This is a genomic window from Rhodopseudomonas palustris (genome assembly GCF_003226555.1).
Lineage (GTDB): Bacteria > Pseudomonadota > Alphaproteobacteria > Rhizobiales > Xanthobacteraceae > Rhodopseudomonas > Rhodopseudomonas palustris_I.
Window position 1 is genome coordinate 898,313 of record NZ_QKQS01000023.1, and the last position, 14,974, is coordinate 913,286.

General features: G+C 64.6%; 14 protein-coding genes and 1 tRNA gene. 8 read left to right on the forward strand and 7 right to left on the reverse strand.

All coding sequences use genetic code 11. The annotated features are described in order from the left end of the window. Positions 1-6 precede the first annotated feature (6 nt). On the reverse strand, positions 7-708 hold the full coding sequence (locus tag DNX69_RS16700) for a response regulator transcription factor (RefSeq protein ID WP_110787067.1): 702 nt from the start codon (positions 706-708) through the stop codon (positions 7-9). 234 nt (positions 709-942) lie between these two features. Between DNX69_RS16700 and DNX69_RS16705 the strand changes: the two genes are divergently transcribed. Together DNX69_RS16705 and DNX69_RS16710 are read left to right on the forward strand one after the other, a co-directional pair. Next, positions 943-1,677 (forward strand): HugZ family protein, encoded by a 735-nt coding sequence (locus DNX69_RS16705; RefSeq protein ID WP_110787068.1) that lies wholly within the window; start codon positions 943-945, stop codon positions 1,675-1,677. Between the two features lie 191 nt (positions 1,678-1,868). Continuing rightward, positions 1,869-3,482 (forward strand): phosphoenolpyruvate carboxykinase, encoded by a 1,614-nt coding sequence (locus tag DNX69_RS16710; RefSeq protein ID WP_110787663.1) that lies wholly within the window; start codon positions 1,869-1,871, stop codon positions 3,480-3,482. Positions 3,483-3,564: 82 nt separating this feature from the next. On the opposite strand, the gene DNX69_RS16715 is transcribed toward DNX69_RS16710, so the two are convergent. Continuing rightward, positions 3,565-4,416, reverse strand: coding sequence for a hypothetical protein (locus DNX69_RS16715; RefSeq protein WP_234826990.1), 852 nt, complete (start codon positions 4,414-4,416; stop codon positions 3,565-3,567). A 315-nt stretch (positions 4,417-4,731) separates the two neighbouring features. Here DNX69_RS16715 and bla point away from each other — a divergent pair, with 315 nt between their 5' ends. Next, positions 4,732-5,607: a class A beta-lactamase gene (gene bla, locus DNX69_RS16720; RefSeq protein ID WP_110787070.1), complete on the forward strand. Its 876-nt coding sequence runs from the start codon at positions 4,732-4,734 to the stop codon at positions 5,605-5,607. 18 nt (positions 5,608-5,625) lie between these two features. On the opposite strand, the gene DNX69_RS16725 is transcribed toward bla, so the two are convergent. Both DNX69_RS16725 and DNX69_RS16730 read right to left on the reverse strand, forming a co-directional pair. After that, entirely contained in the window at positions 5,626-6,783 is a 1,158-nt protein-coding gene (locus DNX69_RS16725) for an endonuclease/exonuclease/phosphatase family protein (protein ID WP_110787071.1), read from the reverse strand. 110 nt (positions 6,784-6,893) lie between these two features. After that, on the reverse strand, positions 6,894-7,697 hold the full coding sequence (locus DNX69_RS16730; protein ID WP_110787072.1) for a sulfite exporter TauE/SafE family protein: 804 nt from the start codon (positions 7,695-7,697) through the stop codon (positions 6,894-6,896). 141 nt (positions 7,698-7,838) lie between these two features. Here DNX69_RS16730 and DNX69_RS16735 point away from each other — a divergent pair, with 141 nt between their 5' ends. Together DNX69_RS16735 and DNX69_RS16740 are read left to right on the forward strand one after the other, a co-directional pair. Beyond that, positions 7,839-8,735: an MBL fold metallo-hydrolase gene (locus DNX69_RS16735; protein WP_110787073.1), complete on the forward strand. Its 897-nt coding sequence runs from the start codon at positions 7,839-7,841 to the stop codon at positions 8,733-8,735. 129 nt (positions 8,736-8,864) lie between these two features. Then, positions 8,865-9,227: a hypothetical protein gene (locus DNX69_RS16740; RefSeq protein WP_110787664.1), complete on the forward strand. Its 363-nt coding sequence runs from the start codon at positions 8,865-8,867 to the stop codon at positions 9,225-9,227. 125 nt (positions 9,228-9,352) lie between these two features. Here DNX69_RS16740 and rpoH read toward each other — a convergent pair whose 3' ends face one another. Both rpoH and DNX69_RS16750 read right to left on the reverse strand, forming a co-directional pair. Continuing rightward, positions 9,353-10,252 (reverse strand): RNA polymerase sigma factor RpoH, encoded by a 900-nt coding sequence (rpoH, locus tag DNX69_RS16745; RefSeq protein ID WP_110787074.1) that lies wholly within the window; start codon positions 10,250-10,252, stop codon positions 9,353-9,355. A gap of 221 nt (positions 10,253-10,473) precedes the next feature. Next, positions 10,474-11,478 carry an RluA family pseudouridine synthase gene (locus DNX69_RS16750; RefSeq protein WP_234826991.1) on the reverse strand — a complete coding sequence of 335 codons (1,005 nt, stop codon included), beginning with the start codon at positions 11,476-11,478 and terminating at the stop codon, positions 10,474-10,476. A 42-nt stretch (positions 11,479-11,520) separates the two neighbouring features. Here DNX69_RS16750 and DNX69_RS16755 point away from each other — a divergent pair, with 42 nt between their 5' ends. The 3 genes from DNX69_RS16755 to DNX69_RS16765 all read left to right on the forward strand — a co-directional run bounded on the left by DNX69_RS16755 (position 11,521) and on the right by DNX69_RS16765 (position 14,118). Then, positions 11,521-11,856 carry a hypothetical protein gene (locus tag DNX69_RS16755; protein WP_110787075.1) on the forward strand — a complete coding sequence of 112 codons (336 nt, stop codon included), beginning with the start codon at positions 11,521-11,523 and terminating at the stop codon, positions 11,854-11,856. Positions 11,857-12,080: 224 nt separating this feature from the next. After that, positions 12,081-12,155, forward strand: a tRNA-Glu gene (locus DNX69_RS16760). Positions 12,156-12,252: 97 nt separating this feature from the next. Then, positions 12,253-14,118 carry a site-specific integrase gene (locus tag DNX69_RS16765; RefSeq protein WP_133256021.1) on the forward strand — a complete coding sequence of 622 codons (1,866 nt, stop codon included), beginning with the start codon at positions 12,253-12,255 and terminating at the stop codon, positions 14,116-14,118. 78 nt (positions 14,119-14,196) lie between these two features. Here DNX69_RS16765 and DNX69_RS16770 read toward each other — a convergent pair whose 3' ends face one another. Continuing rightward, entirely contained in the window at positions 14,197-14,907 is a 711-nt protein-coding gene (locus DNX69_RS16770; protein ID WP_133256022.1) for a GIY-YIG nuclease family protein, read from the reverse strand. Between the last annotated feature and the right edge of the window lie 67 nt (positions 14,908-14,974).

Consider the following 14,974-nt stretch of genomic DNA (forward strand, 5'->3'; position numbering starts at 1 on the left):
CCCGGATCAGACTTCCTTGAAGCGATAACCGACGCCGTACAGCGTCTCGATCATCTCGAACTCGTCGTCGACCGCCTTGAACTTCTTGCGCAGCCGCTTGATGTGGCTGTCGATGGTTCGGTCGTCGACATAGACCTGGTCGTCATAGGCCGCGTCCATCAAGGCATTGCGGCTCTTGACCACGCCGGGCCGGGTCGCCAGCGCCTGCAGGATCAGGAATTCGGTGACCGTGAGGGTCACCGGCTCGTTCTTCCAGGTGCAGGTGTGGCGCTCCGGGTCCATCCGCAGCGGGCCGCGGTCGAGCGCCTTGGCGTCGTTTTCCTTCGGGGCGGCGGCCGGGTCCTTCGGCGCCGAGCGACGCAGCACCGCCTTGACGCGCTCCACCAGCAGCCGCTGCGAGAACGGTTTGCGGATGAAATCGTCGGCGCCCATCTTCAGGCCGAACAGCTCGTCGATCTCCTCGTCCTTCGAGGTGAGGAAGATCACCGGCAGATCGGACTTCTGACGCAGCCGGCGCAACGTTTCCATGCCGTCCATCCGCGGCATCTTGATGTCGAGGATGGCGAGGTCGGGTGGCGTGGTCCGGAACCCGTCGAGTGCCGAGGCGCCGTCGGTATAGGTCATGATCCGGTAGCCTTCGGCTTCCAGCGCGATCGAGACCGAAGTCAGAATGTTGCGGTCGTCGTCGACCAAAGCGATTGTAGGCATGAAGCTTCTTTCCGAAACGGCGTGGCGAGACAGCGAAACGATTCGGCGATCCGCGGTGTGAGGTGGCCCAGAAAGCACAGTCAACCAGCAATGCAAGCTGGGCTGAAATGTGGCCGGTTCCGAATTCGCGCGATCGGGCCAAGCCGGCCCTGATATATGCCGCTTTTTCGGGCTGCAAAGGGGCCCGACGTGCCAATCGTTGGCAGAAACTGAACTCCAACAGACAGGTCTTCGATGCAGCCGACCCCCGATTTCAGCGCCCCCAAGCTTGCCAAATCGCTGCTGCGCCGCCGCCGCGAGGGTGCGCTGGCGACCCTGATGGAGAACGATGGTGCGCCGTACTGCTCACTGGTGAACCTCGCCAGCCATCCCGACGGCTCGCCCCTGCTGCTTATCTCGCGTCTTGCGATCCACACCCGCAACCTCCTCGCCGATCCTCGCGTGTCGCTGATGCTCGACGAGCGCGCCGCCGGTGATCCGCTCGAGGGGGCGCGGATCATGCTGCTGGGCCGGGCCGTTTCGGCGCGCCCTGAGGAGCTCCCGTTGTGGCGGCGGCGGTATCTCGCGGCGCATCCGGGGGCGGAGGGCTACATCGACTTCGCCGATTTCTCGCTGTTCAGGATCGAGACATCAGGGCTGCATCTGGTGGCCGGGTTCGGCCGGATCCTGGACCTTTCGCCCGACCGTTACTTGACCGATCTCACCGGCGCGGAGGCTCTGCTCGAGGTCGAGGCCTCCGCAGTCGAACACATCAATGCGGATCATTCAGGTACAATGAAGTTGTACGCCACTCGATTACTCGGCGCTGCCGAGGCCGACTGGCGCTGCACCGGCATCGACCCGGAAGGGTTGGACCTGCAATGCGAGCGCGCGACCCTGCGTCTCGATTTTCCAAGCCGCGTGGAAAACTCTGTTGCATTGCGGGACATGCTGAAACGCATGGCTGACATTGCCCGCAAAACGGAATGACTTGAGCCAGCGCAATGTCGCTCGGCGGTAAACGAAATAATGCCGGCCGGGTTGGCAAAGCCCTCGTTCGCCACTATTCAGTCGCCCCACCGGACCCGGCAGGTATATACTGATGTCTACCGCGGCCGGTGATGCGCGTTGGCGGCAATCGCGCGATCGAGACAACGCGGATTCCTCAGGAGGATCTATTCGTGCAAGAGACGGGCGTGCATAACGGTGCCTACGGCGCCGACAAATTCGGCCTCAAAAATCTCAAAGGCGTGTACTGGAACTTCGGTGCGCCCCAGCTCTATGAGCACGCGCTGAAGAACAGCGAAGCGGTGCTGTCGTCGGACGGCGCGCTGGTCGCGGACACCGGCGTGTTCACCGGCCGCAGCCCGAAGGACAAGTTCACGGTCCGCGACGCGACCACCGAAAACACCATGTGGTGGGGTGGTAATCAGTCGATCACTGCCGAGCAGTTCGAGACGCTGTATCAGGACTTCCTCAAGCACGCCGAAGGCATGAGCCTGTTCGCGCAGGACCTGTACGGCGGCGCCGATCCGACCTTCCGCATCAAGACCCGCGTTTACACCGAGCTCGCCTGGCACTCGCTGTTCATCCGCACGCTGCTGCGCCGTCCCGAGCGCGCCGAGCTGGAGAACTTCGTTCCTGAGCTGACGCTGATCGATTTGCCGAGCTTCCGCGCTGATCCGAAGCGCCATGGCTGCCGCTCCGAAAACGTCGTCGCGATCGACTTCGCCCGTAAGATCGTGCTGATCGGCGGCACTCAGTACGCCGGCGAAATGAAGAAGAGCGTGTTCACCACGCTGAACTACTACCTGCCCGAGAAGGGCGTGCTGCCGATGCACTGCTCGGCCAACGTCGGCCCGAACGGCGACACCGCGATCTTCTTCGGCCTGTCCGGCACCGGCAAGACCACGCTGTCGGCCGATCCGAACCGCACGCTGATCGGCGACGACGAGCACGGCTGGGGCAAGGACGGCGTCTTCAACTTCGAAGGCGGCTGCTACGCCAAGTGCATCAAGCTGTCGGCCGAAGCCGAGCCGGAGATCTTCGCCGCCTCGACCCGCTTCGGCGCGGTGCTCGAGAACGTCGTGCTCGGCGACATCGATCGCAAGCCGGACTTCGACGACGGCTCCAAGACCGAGAACACTCGCTCGGCCTATCCGCTGGAATCGATCCCGAATGCGTCGCTGACCGGCCGCGCCGGCCAGCCGAAGAACGTGGTGATGCTCGCCGCCGACGCGTTCGGCGTGATGCCGCCGATCGCCAAGCTGACCCCGGCGCAGGCGATGTATCACTTCCTGTCGGGCTACACCGCCAAGGTGGCCGGCACCGAGCGCGGCGTCACCGAGCCGACCCCGGAATTCTCGACCTGCTTCGGCTCGCCGTTCCTGCCGCGCGATCCGTCGGTGTACGGCAACATGCTGCGCGAGCTGATCGCCAAGCACAATGTCGACTGCTGGCTGGTCAACACCGGCTGGACCGGCGGCATCTACGGCACCGGCCACCGCATGCCGATCAAGGTCACCCGCGCGCTGCTGACCGCGGCGCTCGACGGCTCCTTGCGCAACGTCGAATTCCGCACCGATCCGTATTTCGGCTTCGCTGTGCCGACCGCGCTGCCGGGCGTGCCGAGCGAAATCCTCGACCCGGTGAAGACCTGGGCCGACAAGGCGGCGTTCGACACCACCGCGCGCAAGCTGGTCGGCATGTTCCAGAAGAACTTCGCCAAGTTCGAAGCGCAGGTCGACGCCGAAGTCCGCGCCGCTGCGCCGGACGTCAAGATGGCCGCCGAATAAGCGCGCCGACGATCGATCGAAATACGAAGGGCGGCCTCTTGCGAGGCCGCCCTTTTTTATTGGCTGCGCGCGGCGGTCGCGATTACTTCAGCGACGCGGTCTTGCCGGTGGCGACGGTCGTCACCGAGCCGTCTTCGAGGCTGATCCGATAGACCTCGCGCAGCACGTTGCCGGCGAAGCCGAGCTCGACGATCGACACGGTCTTGAAGGTGGTGTCGATGCCGTCCGGCAGGATCTGGTTGAACTCCTTGGCGGCCTGATTCATCTGCGCCTGCAGTTCCGGCGTGAACTTGGCCATGCTGTAGACCAGCGTGGTGTGCGGATTGTGCGAGCGCAGCTCCTTGCCGTCCTTGACGACGTTGACGCCGCTGACGCCGACGGTGCGGACCAGATCCTTGGCGGCGTCGCCCATCGCGGCATAGACCGGGCCGGTGCAGCGCGGCAGCGGGCCGTCGCGCAGCGGAGTCAGTGCCGCGGTCGCGGTGGTGTTGAACGCCATCATGTCGTCGAAGCTCTTGCCTTCCTTGACCAGGCCGAGGTCGAACCACCATGGCCGGCCGGCGCCCTTGGCGGCTTCGGTGGTGTAGAACGTCTTCAGCTTGACGGTGAGCACCGGCGGCAGCTTCGGCATCGCCGCCAGCATCTTCTCGGGCGTCGCCGGATCAGCGCTGTGGACGTGCACCACGGTGACGTGCGGGATGTTGAACATCTGCGCTTCGGTGTCGAGCTTGGCGTTGAGCAGCTTTTCCTTCAGCGGGCCGCGGATGGTGCTGTCGAGCACGTCGTTGACGTTCTTGGGCAGGGTGTAGACCAGGCCGAAGGTGCGGGCGTGATCGCGGAATTCGGATTTCGACAGCGCGCTGTTGTCGATCGTGCCGTCGGCGGCAGCGGCGACGCCGGCGGAGACCGCCACGGCGATGAGCGCGGAAGTCATCGAAGTCAGCAGGATATTGCGCATGAGTTGGCCCTTCGCGGGATTTGAACGGAGGCGATGCGATCGCGCCGGCGCGGTCCGGATCGGGCGCGACGTTGGATCGGCATCGAGCGGTCGATGACGAGACATCGACTGCGAATTACCGATGCCGCATGACAGTGTTGTTGCAGACACCCGGCCGTGGCGTGAGGCGCACTGTCGCAGATCGGCGCGACGGCAGGCGCCAGATCGTCGCGATGGACGACAAAGTGGCCGCAACACCGCCTCGATTGGTCCTGATACGTATCGCGCCAAATGCTGCGTAGCGGGTGATGAATGATCAATCGGCGTGAATTGATAAAGGCGGCAACGGGGCTTGCCGGATTTGGCCTGTTCGGCAGTTCTGCCGCATTGGCAGCCGACGCATTGGCTGATCGATGCGCGCGGCTCGAAGCCGACAGCGGTGGCCGGCTCGGCGTCGGTGTGCTCGACACCGCGAGCGGCCGCATCGTCGGTCATCGGCTCGACGAACGATTTCCGATGTGCAGCACCTTCAAGGTGCTGGCCGCCGGTCTGGTTCTGTCCCGCGTCGACCGCAAGCAGGAGAGCCTCGATCGCCGGGTCAGCTATACTAAGTCGGACCTCGTCACCTATTCGCCGGCGACCGAGAAACACATCGAGGGCGGCATGACGATCGCCGAGCTGTGCGCGGCGGCGATTACGCTGAGCGACAATACTGCCGCCAATCTGTTGCTCGGCAGCTTCGGCGGACCGGCCGGCCTCACCGCGTTCGCCCGCTCGCTCGGCGACGAGACGACGCGGCTCGACCGGATCGAGACTGAACTCAATGAGGCATTGCCGGGCGATCCCCGCGACACCACCTCGCCGCGGGCGATGGCGCAGGATCTGCGCGCGCTGACGCTGGGCGACACGCTGTCGCCCACTTCACGCGCGCAACTGATCGCCTGGCTCAAGGCCAACACCACGGGCGGCACGCGCTTGCGCGCCGGCGTGCCGGCGGGCTGGACCGTGGGCGACAAGACCGGAACCGGCGATCGCGGCACCGCCAACGATGTCGCGGTGCTGTGGCCGCCACAGCGCGCGCCACTGATTGTCACCGTGTATCTCACCGGTGCCACGGCGGCGCGCGATCAGCAGAGCGCGATCATTGCCGCGGTGGGCGCTGCGGTCGCGACCAAGTGGGGCGGTTGAACCTCCCCTAGCCGCGGCCTACGCCGCTTTCTTCGCCGTCTTCCTTTTGGCGGCCTTCTTCGTCGCCTCCTTGGTCTTGGCCGTCTTCTTCGCGGTTGCCTTCCTCGCCGATATCTTCCCCGTCGTTGCCCTTGCGGCTCTCTTGCTCGCGCCCGGCGCCGCGTCGGCGTCCTCGCGCATCAGGTTCCTCAGATAGGCGTCGGTCTTGTCGACTTCGAATTCGGTCCACATGATCAGGTGGTCGGACATCTGATAAGTCCGCCAGCTGTCGAACTTGGCGGTCGTCGGCATCACCTTCTTGTACGTTCGTGCGTCGTTGAAGATGTATCGATAGAAATTGAAGACGCCGGCGGCCTCGCATTTCAGGCCGCTGCCCTGCCGATAGAACGCGATCTGGTCGTAGAACTTGTCCTCGGCGACGTTGCTGCCCTTCTGCCGCAGCAATTCCTCTGGAATCGTGAACCTGTTCTTGGTCAGCGCCTGGAAGGTGGCGTCCTCGCGGCCGAAAATGTTGAAGTCGCCGAGCAGCACCAGGTTTTCCGGCGAGTAGTCGACCGGATGGTCGAGGTCGATGTAGCTCTTGGCCTTGGTCGCCAGCAGTTTGGCGGTCTCCTCGATATCCCGGAGACGATCGGGATCGTCCTTCTTGCCGGTGCCGTAGTAAATATGGACCGTGCAGAGATTGAACTTCGCCCAGCCGGACTGGAAGCCGCAGATGAACGGCGTCCGCGCGACCTGCGCGACCAGCTCGGTGGCCGATTTGCTCGGCAGCACCAGTTCACCGGCGAGCCCGGTGAAGCTCACGCGCGAGCGGTTGAACAGAAAAGCGAGCCGTTCCCCGTTGCCGCGGGAGCCGAAGGTGACGTCGGTGTAAACGTAGTCCCAGTCGCGGCCGAGAATCCGGACGACCTGCTTGAGCGCGACCAGATCCTGCCGCACCTCCTGCACCGCGACCAGGTCGAACCGATTGATGCATTCGGCGATGCAGTACAACGCGTCGAGGGTGCGGCCGCCATATTTGGAGCCGCCGAACTCGCGGATGTTCCAGGTGGAGAGCAGGAAGTTGCCCGGCTGCTTCGGCGGCAGCTTGCGCAGGCCGGCGCGCAGCGCGATCAAGGCGGTGATGATGCGGGCTCGATCGGGCCCCTTCAATCGGCGTAATCCGGTGTAGTCCATCTAATCCTCCCTTGGTGCTGAAAGGAGGAAGTGTAGCTGCGCACAACCAAGAGACGCAACGCCCCGGCGCGCGAGGTCGGCGCACTCGCAGACGGCCGCGCCCAGGATAGTCAGGATAGGAAGTACATCGCGCCGCGATAGCAGACGTACAGGCCGACCGCGATCACCACGACGGAGAACACGCTGCGCAGCACCTTGTCGTGGCCGCCGATCAGCTTGCCGGTGCCGATTCCGATCAGGCCGCCGAGCAGGCCTCCGCCGATGAAGGTGCCGGCGAGCCGCCAGTCGATCAGTCCGGACAGCGCGTAGCTGGTCGCAGTCGAGGCGCCGAACGCCACCACGGCGACGAGCGAAGTGCCGATCGCCGAGATCAGCGGCATGCCGGTGGCGAGGATCAGGCCGGGTACGATCAGGAAGCCGCCGCCGATGCCGAAGAAGCCGGCGAGCAGGCCGACGCCGAATCCGGTGCCGATCAGCCGCGGCAGCATCGCCTTGGCGGTGGCCAGCGTCAGCCTCACCATCGGGTCGCCGCCGCCGCTGCGCTTGCGCGACATCAGCGTGCCGATCACGATCATCAGCAGCCCGAACAGGATCAGCAGCTTCTGGCCGTCGATCTGCTTGGCGATGGTGGCGCCGGCGAATGCGCCGCCGATTCCCGCCGCCGAGAACACGATCGCGCAGGCCCAGCGCACATTGCCGGCGGCCCAATGCGACAGCATGTTGGCAAGTGCGCTGATCGCCACCGCGATCGACGACGTGCCGATCGCCATGTGCGGCGAGCGCACCCCGACGACATAGACCAGCAGCGGCACCGCCAGCACCGAGCCGCCGCCGCCGATCAGCGCCAGGATGAAGCCGACCAAACCGCCGCAAGCGACGGTGACGAGATCGCCGGAGGCTATCAGTCCTGTCACCGCGGTCGTTCCCGCAGTGCGAAGACAGTGGTTGCATTGCGGAGCATGGAATTCTCCAGATTGACACTTGCAGAATGCGAATATGCTAATAAATCTCACATGCGCGCAACATTCATTCTACCCGAGAGCAGGACTGTGATCATGTCCAGTGCACCCCAGGCGGCCATCCGGGCATTCTTCGACGAGCCGACCAACACCGTCAGCTATCTGGTCTCCGATCCTGCGAGTGGTCGCGCCGCGGTGATTGATCCGGTGCTCGATTTCGACCACCGCGACGGCTCGGTCGACATCCGCTCGGTCGACACCATCCTGGCGGCGGCACACGACGCCAAGCTCACGATCGAGTGGGTGCTGGAGACCCATGCGCATGCCGACCATCTGTCCGGCGCGCCGTATATCAAGGCCAAGACCGGCGCCAAGATCGGCATCGGCGAGCACATCAAGGACGTGCAGAAGATCTTCCGCCCGCTGTTCAACGCCGACGATCTCGCCACCGACGGCAGCGACTTCGATCATCTGTTCAAGGACGGCGAGCGGTTCACCATCGGCGGCCTCGAGGTCGAGGTGATGCACACGCCCGGGCATACGCCGGCCGACATCGCCTACAAGATCGGCGACGCGGTGTTTGTCGGCGATACGCTGTTCATGCCGGACTATGGCACCGCCCGCGCCGACTTCCCGGGCGGCGACGCGCATCAGCTCTATCGCTCGATCCAGAAACTGCTGGCGCTGCCGCCGCAGACCCGCCTGTTCATGTGCCACGACTACAAGGCGCCGGGCCGCGACAGCTATGCCTGGGAGACCACCGTCCAGGCGCAGCGCGACGGCAACGTGCATTTGCGTGGCGGGGTGAGCGAAGACCAGTTCGTCGAGATGCGGACCAAGCGCGACGCGACCCTGAAGGCGCCGACGCTGCTGCTGCCGTCGATCCAGGTCAACATCCGGGCCGGCCGCTTTCCCAAGGCGCAGCACAACGGCGTGCACTACCTGCTGCTCCCGGTCCGGCCGCGTGCCGGCGCAGAAGCCGTGGTGAATTGAGGCTCGGCCGGTCGTCCTTCAGGCGCGCTGCGACAATCCGGCCGGGCCGCGCCCCCAATCCTTAACGTTGCATTAACCCGAAGCGGTGTGGAGTGACGCGGCCGAATTCTCGAAGCCATGGAGAGCACGATGGGCGACATCCTCAGTGCGATCGCCACCGGCTACAGCCAGGCGGGACTGCTTAATCCGTCGCGCACGCCGTACAAGAATGTCGATCCGGAGAGCTATCAGGGCACCTGGAGCGGCACCTATTCGAACACCAAGAAGTTCGCCATCACGGTGTCGAACGTCCAGGGCTTTCGCGCCCAGGTGAAGTATCAGAGCGAAGGCACGATCAAGTACCAGAGCGTGCTGATCAAGGACAATTCGTTCCGGGTCGGCGACACCAAGTTCACGCTCGGCAACAATGGCAGCGCCTCGATCCGCACCGCGGTCACCGATCCGGTCACGAACCAGGTCAATCTGCTTCAGGGCACCGCCAAGCGCGACTGAGGCGGGCGGTCGCCGCGATCCGGCATCGCCACGATCGAACGCAACGCCCGGCCAAACAAAAACCCCGCCGAAGCCGGCGGGGTTTGGTGTTTTCAGCTCGCGTGCTGGTCAGGTTTGCGGCGCGATCAGTGCGCGGCTTCCAATGCCGCCTGTTCCTGCTGGGCGATGGTGCCCTTGACGGCGCTCTGCACCTTCTCGAACGCCCGCACCTCGATCTGCCGCACGCGCTCGCGCGAGACGCCGAATTCGGCCGCGAGGTCTTCCAGCGTCATCGGTTCGTCGGCGAGGCGGCGGGCCTCGAAGATCCGCCGCTCGCGGGCGTTGAGCACCTGGATCGCGCCGTTGAGCGCGGCCCGGCGCTGGTCGAGCTCTTCGTGCTCGGCCATTACTGCTTCCTGGCTCGGCGACTGATCGACCAGCCAGTCCTGCCATTCGCCGGGCTCGCCGTCGTCGCGGATCGGCGCGTTGAGCGAGGCGTCGCCGCCGAGGCGGCGGTTCATGTCGACCACGTCCTGCTCGGTGACGCCGAGGCGGTTTGCGATCACCTTGACCTGGTCGGGATGCAGATCGCCCTCGTCGAGCGCCGAAATCTTGCTCTTCGCCTTGCGCAGGTTGAAGAACAGCTTCTTCTGGTTCGCGGTGGTCCCCATCTTCACGAGCGACCACGAACGCAGAATGTACTCTTGAATCGACGCCTTGATCCACCACATCGCGTAGGTGGCGAGGCGGAAGCCCTTCTCGGGCTCGAACCGCTTCACCGCCTGCATCAGGCCGACGTTGCCTTCCGAGACGACTTCGGAGATCGGCAGGCCATAGCCGCGGTAGCCCATCGCGATCTTGGCGACGAGGCGAAGGTGGCTGGTGACGAGTTGATGCGCCGCGTCGCGATCACCGTGTTCGCGCCAGCGCTTGGCCAGCATGTATTCTTGCTGGGGCTCGAGCATCGGAAACTTGCGGATTTCCGCAAGGTAACGAGCAAGGCCGGATTCTCCGTTGAGAACCGGCAGCGTAGCAGCACGGGCCATTGAGCGCCCTCCAATTGGGTTTCAGGCCCCCGATAGCGGGCGGCCAGGCAGACAGACCGCTGTGTCAAAGCCGACCGGCCTGCGATGTTCCGCGTTGGCTCATCCCAACGCACCTGCAATATACAATAGGTTAGTCGCGCAAGTTTAGTTACGGTCTTGTCACGTCGTTGTTACGCCGCAACAACGCTGTGAAATGATTTACGTTTTCTGACTTCGCTGCGTCATTCCGTCGCCGCCAAAGCGGCCTGCAGGCGGGCCAGATCGGCCGGCAGCGGTGATTCCCAGCTCATCACCTCGCCCGACGACGGGTGCTCCAGCGTCAGCAGATAAGCATGCAGCGCCTGCCGGCCGAGCTCGGACAGCGCGGCGCGGGCGGCCGGGACGAGCTGATTCGCCTTGGTCTTGAAGTGCGGCCCATAGACGTCGTCGCCCAGCAGCGGATGGCCGGAATGCGCCAAGTGGACCCTGATCTGATGCGTCCGCCCGGTCTCGAGCTGGCAGGCGATCAGCGACGCCACTGGCTTGCCGTCCTTGCCGGCAAAGCTCTCCAACACCTCCCAATGGGTGATCGCCTCGCGGCCGCCCTGGCGGACCGCCATCTTTTCCCGCGCGTGCGGGTGGCGGTCGATCGGCGCGTCGATGGTGCCGTATGTCCGGCCCGGCACCCCCCAGACGAAGGCGAAATAGCCGCGGCGCAGTTCCCCGGTGCGGCCATGGTCGGCAAATTGCGCGCTCAAGGACTGATGCGCCTTGTCGTTCTTGGCCGCCACCATCAGGCCGGTGGTATCTTTATCCAGGCGATGCACGATACCCGGCCGCCGCACCCCGCCGATTCCGGACAGCGATGCGCCGCAATGCGCGATCAGGGCGTTGACCAGGGTTCCGGTCTCGTGCCCGGCCGCCGGGTGGACCACCAGCCCGCGCGGCTTGTCGAGCACGATGATGTCGGCGTCCTCGTAGACGATGTCGAGCGCGATGGCTTCGCCGGCCGGTTCCGCCGGCACCGGCGGCGGCACGTCGATTGTGATCGTCTCGCCCGGGGAGGCGTGATAAGCGGGGTCGCGGACCGGGTTGCCGGCGATCGCCACCCGGCCGTCGAGGATCAACGCCTTCAGCCGCGACCGCGACAGCTCGGGGCAGCGCGCCGCCAGCACGCGGTCGAGCCGCGCCGAGCCCTCGTCGCCGGCCACCACCACAGTCACGGGATTTTCCGGCGTTTCGGCCACGATCGTACCTTCCAAAACACCCGCCTTGAGACAGAGATTCGCATGACCGACACCGCCACGCCCGACCCCACTCCAGAGCAGGCCGCGCTGTTTGCGCGGGTGCGGCGGATGATGCTGATCGCGGGTCTGACCACCACGGTGGCGGTCGCCGCGGTGTTGATCGCCATCGGCTATAAGCTTTTCCGCGCCGAGGGAAGCGCGCCGGCCGCCACCGAGCACACGCTGCGGCTGCCGAAGGGGGCTCGCGTGGTCTCCACCGCCTCCGCCGGCGACTATGTGGTCGTCACCCTGGACATCGGCGGCGCCACTGAACTGCGCACTTTCGAGGCCAAAACCCTCAAACCCACCGGCCGCTTGACCTTCGCCAGCGAGCCGTAGGCGGCGGATGGGGCGGTACGCCGTTCGGGCACCGTTCGATTGTTGAGCCGACCGCTGCCCCATCAAAGCCGTCATGGCCGGGCTTGACCCGGCCATCCACGCCACAGGCACGGACATTTCTTGCCGATGGATGCCCGGGCCGAGCCCGGGCAGGACGGATTTCGGAAAAGGCCGCCCCCGATCTTGCGGCGGCGCGGTTTCGCGGCTATTGGTGCGGCCCTCACGCTCCCTTCGTCTAGCGGTTAGGACGCGGCCCTCTCAAGGCTGAAACAGGGGTTCGATTCCCCTAGGGAGCGCCAACGCCATTCATGGCGTTGATCTGTCAGTCTTTTCTGCATAATCCATAGCTTACGTCGGCCCGCTGCTACATGCGCTTGCTACATGCAGGGCCGTTTGATGGGCTTCATGACGTACCTAATCCGCCGCGGGGTGACGTGGCATTTCCGCTTCCGCCTTCCCGACGACCTCCGAGGCCGTGCTGTCGCCGCGTACTGGCCGAACAACCTCTCTGCGCTGATCAATCCGAAGCTCGGCAGGATCAAGCAGGAGATCACCGAGAGCCTGCGCACCTCCGACAACTCGATTGCGAGGGCACGGGCTGGCGTCCGGATCAGCGATACCGAACTGCTGGTCCGTGAGGCCCGCCGGTTTCTTGCCGAGGGTCCGGCGCGAACCATTCCCGAGGACGTGATCGAGCACCTTGCTCAACGTCGCCTCCAAGAACTGTTGGCCGCTGACGACGCGGTGCGGGCCAAGGGCCTCGGGCTCGACATGACAGCGATGCGGAGCGCGGCGGCGTCGGGGCTGCTCATCTGCAAACGAGAGAACCAACCGCCGCACGGTCCCACATCGCCGGATCGATCCGGTATGACGCGTGACGATCTCGACCTGTTCGCGTTCGGCGTCGACCGGTTGGCCGCCGACCTCCGTCTCGGCGTGGCATTGCGGCGACCTCCGAACTGGGTTCAAGCCGCTGTAGATGCGGCGCTGGCCGAACGAGGCATAGTGCTTCCCCCGGATGCACCAGAGCGCGAGGCGCTGGACATCGAGTTTCTTGCGGCCACCCAACGGGCCTTCGCTGCGCTGAAGATGCGGAACGAGGGGCATTTCGTCCCTACACCGCCCTCGCCGCCGGACCCGGCCGAACGGCTTGGCCCTACCCTCTCTGAAACTTTCGAGCAGTGGAAGGCGGGCACGTTGCTCCCGGGCATGAAGGTGCCGCGCTCCAGCACGGCGACCGAGGCGGAGTTTTGCATCCGCCGCTTCCGTGAACTGCACGGCGATCCACGCATCGGCGCGATCACGCGAGAGCACGCCCGCAGCCTTCGGGACGCGCTGTGGCGCCTGCCGACCCGACTGCCCGCCCATGTCGAGAAACTCCCGCTCCCTGACATCCTCGCCCGCAACGACCTCGGGGACTACCCGCGCCGTTCGTCGGGTACGCTTGGAAAACACATCACTTTGATCACCGCGATCCTGAGCAAGGGCGCGGATGCCTACGATCTCAAGTTCAACGGAGCTGGCTGGTCGAACCCGTTTGAGGGGCTGAAGCCAGAGAACAACGACGACGAACTAAACCGTGATCCGCTATCTCCCGAGGAACTGGCCATCGTCTTCTCTTCGCCGATCTACACACAGGGGGAGCGGCCACGGGGCGGAAAAGGAGAGGCCGCCTATTGGCTGCCGGTGCTGTCGGTTATGACCAGCGCGAGGTTGTCCGAGTTGGCGCAGTTGCGTGTCTGCGATGTTCGCCGGGACGAAGGCACAGGCATCGATTATCTCGACATCAACGACGAACGCGGGAAGACGCTGAAGGCCGCCAGCGCCAAGCGTCAAGTACCGTTGCACATGGTTCTGCTACGGATCGGCTTCTTGGACTTCGTTGCTTGGCGCTATGCCTCGGACGAAGATGCCACCGCAAAGCTCTTTCCCGGGCTGGAGCCGACAGGCAAGGGCGGCCGGATCGGGAAATCGTGGTCGAAGTGGTTCAACAACTGGCGCCGGAGCAAGCTGAAGATCGTTGGTGAGGATAGCCGGAAAGACTTCCACTCCCTACGCCACACCTTCAAGGACATGTGTCGCGCGGCAAGGATCGAAGAGGAGGTGCACGATGCGCTCACCGGCAACAGCTTCAAGGGCGGTGGGAAGGGTGTTGGTCGGCGCTATGGCAACGGCGTCCCGCTGGAGGTGCGAGCGGAGGTCGTTGCGAGCCTCAAGCCACCAGGAGCCCTCCTGCAACTAAGGTGGACCAAGCCATCGTGATGAGGCCGCGCCTTCGCCTCTTGCGAGGGAGAAGCCGCAACTTTGCCGCCGATGCGATCGGAATGGTCGGGTGGCAACCTACTGAAACTTTCGCTTCTTAAAAGCCGCTACGTCCTGCGCCGTGAGCTTGAACCACTCGCCATTCGCCCGACGCTCCACAAAGCGACGGTGCCAATAGGCTTCGATGCCGGGCGGATCATCGGTTCGGATTGTGTGGAACAGTTCAGCCTTGTCGGGTAGGGCAATCGTGATCTGCTTGAAGCGTCGTTCGGCATCTTCGCTACGGCCAATCTTGTAGAAATCCCCCGATTTGATCAGGTACACGAACCCATCGGCTCGCTTGGATGACGGTTGCTCGCGTGGGGCGTCGTCCCTTTGATCAGGTAGCATCGCGGCGATGTCGCTCAGTCCTGCATCCGTTGCCACGAGTCTGGCAAGCGCCGCGACCACATCGGTTCGGCGCCCCAAGTGGCGTTTGATCACATTGGGATGTGGCACCGATGGATTAGCCCGCCTCAGGATGTCGATCTCGGACTGCGTTGGAAAGCGGCCGTAGTGCCGACAGGCTTCAACTATTCCGGAGAGCACCGCGTCACTGTCTGCCTTGCTGTTCCAATCGTTCGGCTCAAGCCCGGCGTCCTTAATCGCGTCACCCCATCGAGCCCAGTGCCGACCGCGCCACTGGTGCTCAGCTATCCCCGTCTCCTTGGCAAAGAGCTTTTGCCCCGGAGCCTGCCCGCCGCTTGCCGACGCCAGCCGTCTAATCTCTTGAAGGATGAAGTCCCGCATCCGATTGGCTATCCAGTTGAGGGCGGGTTGGCTGCTAAGCCCGATCGTTCGGTGCTGTGTAGTATCG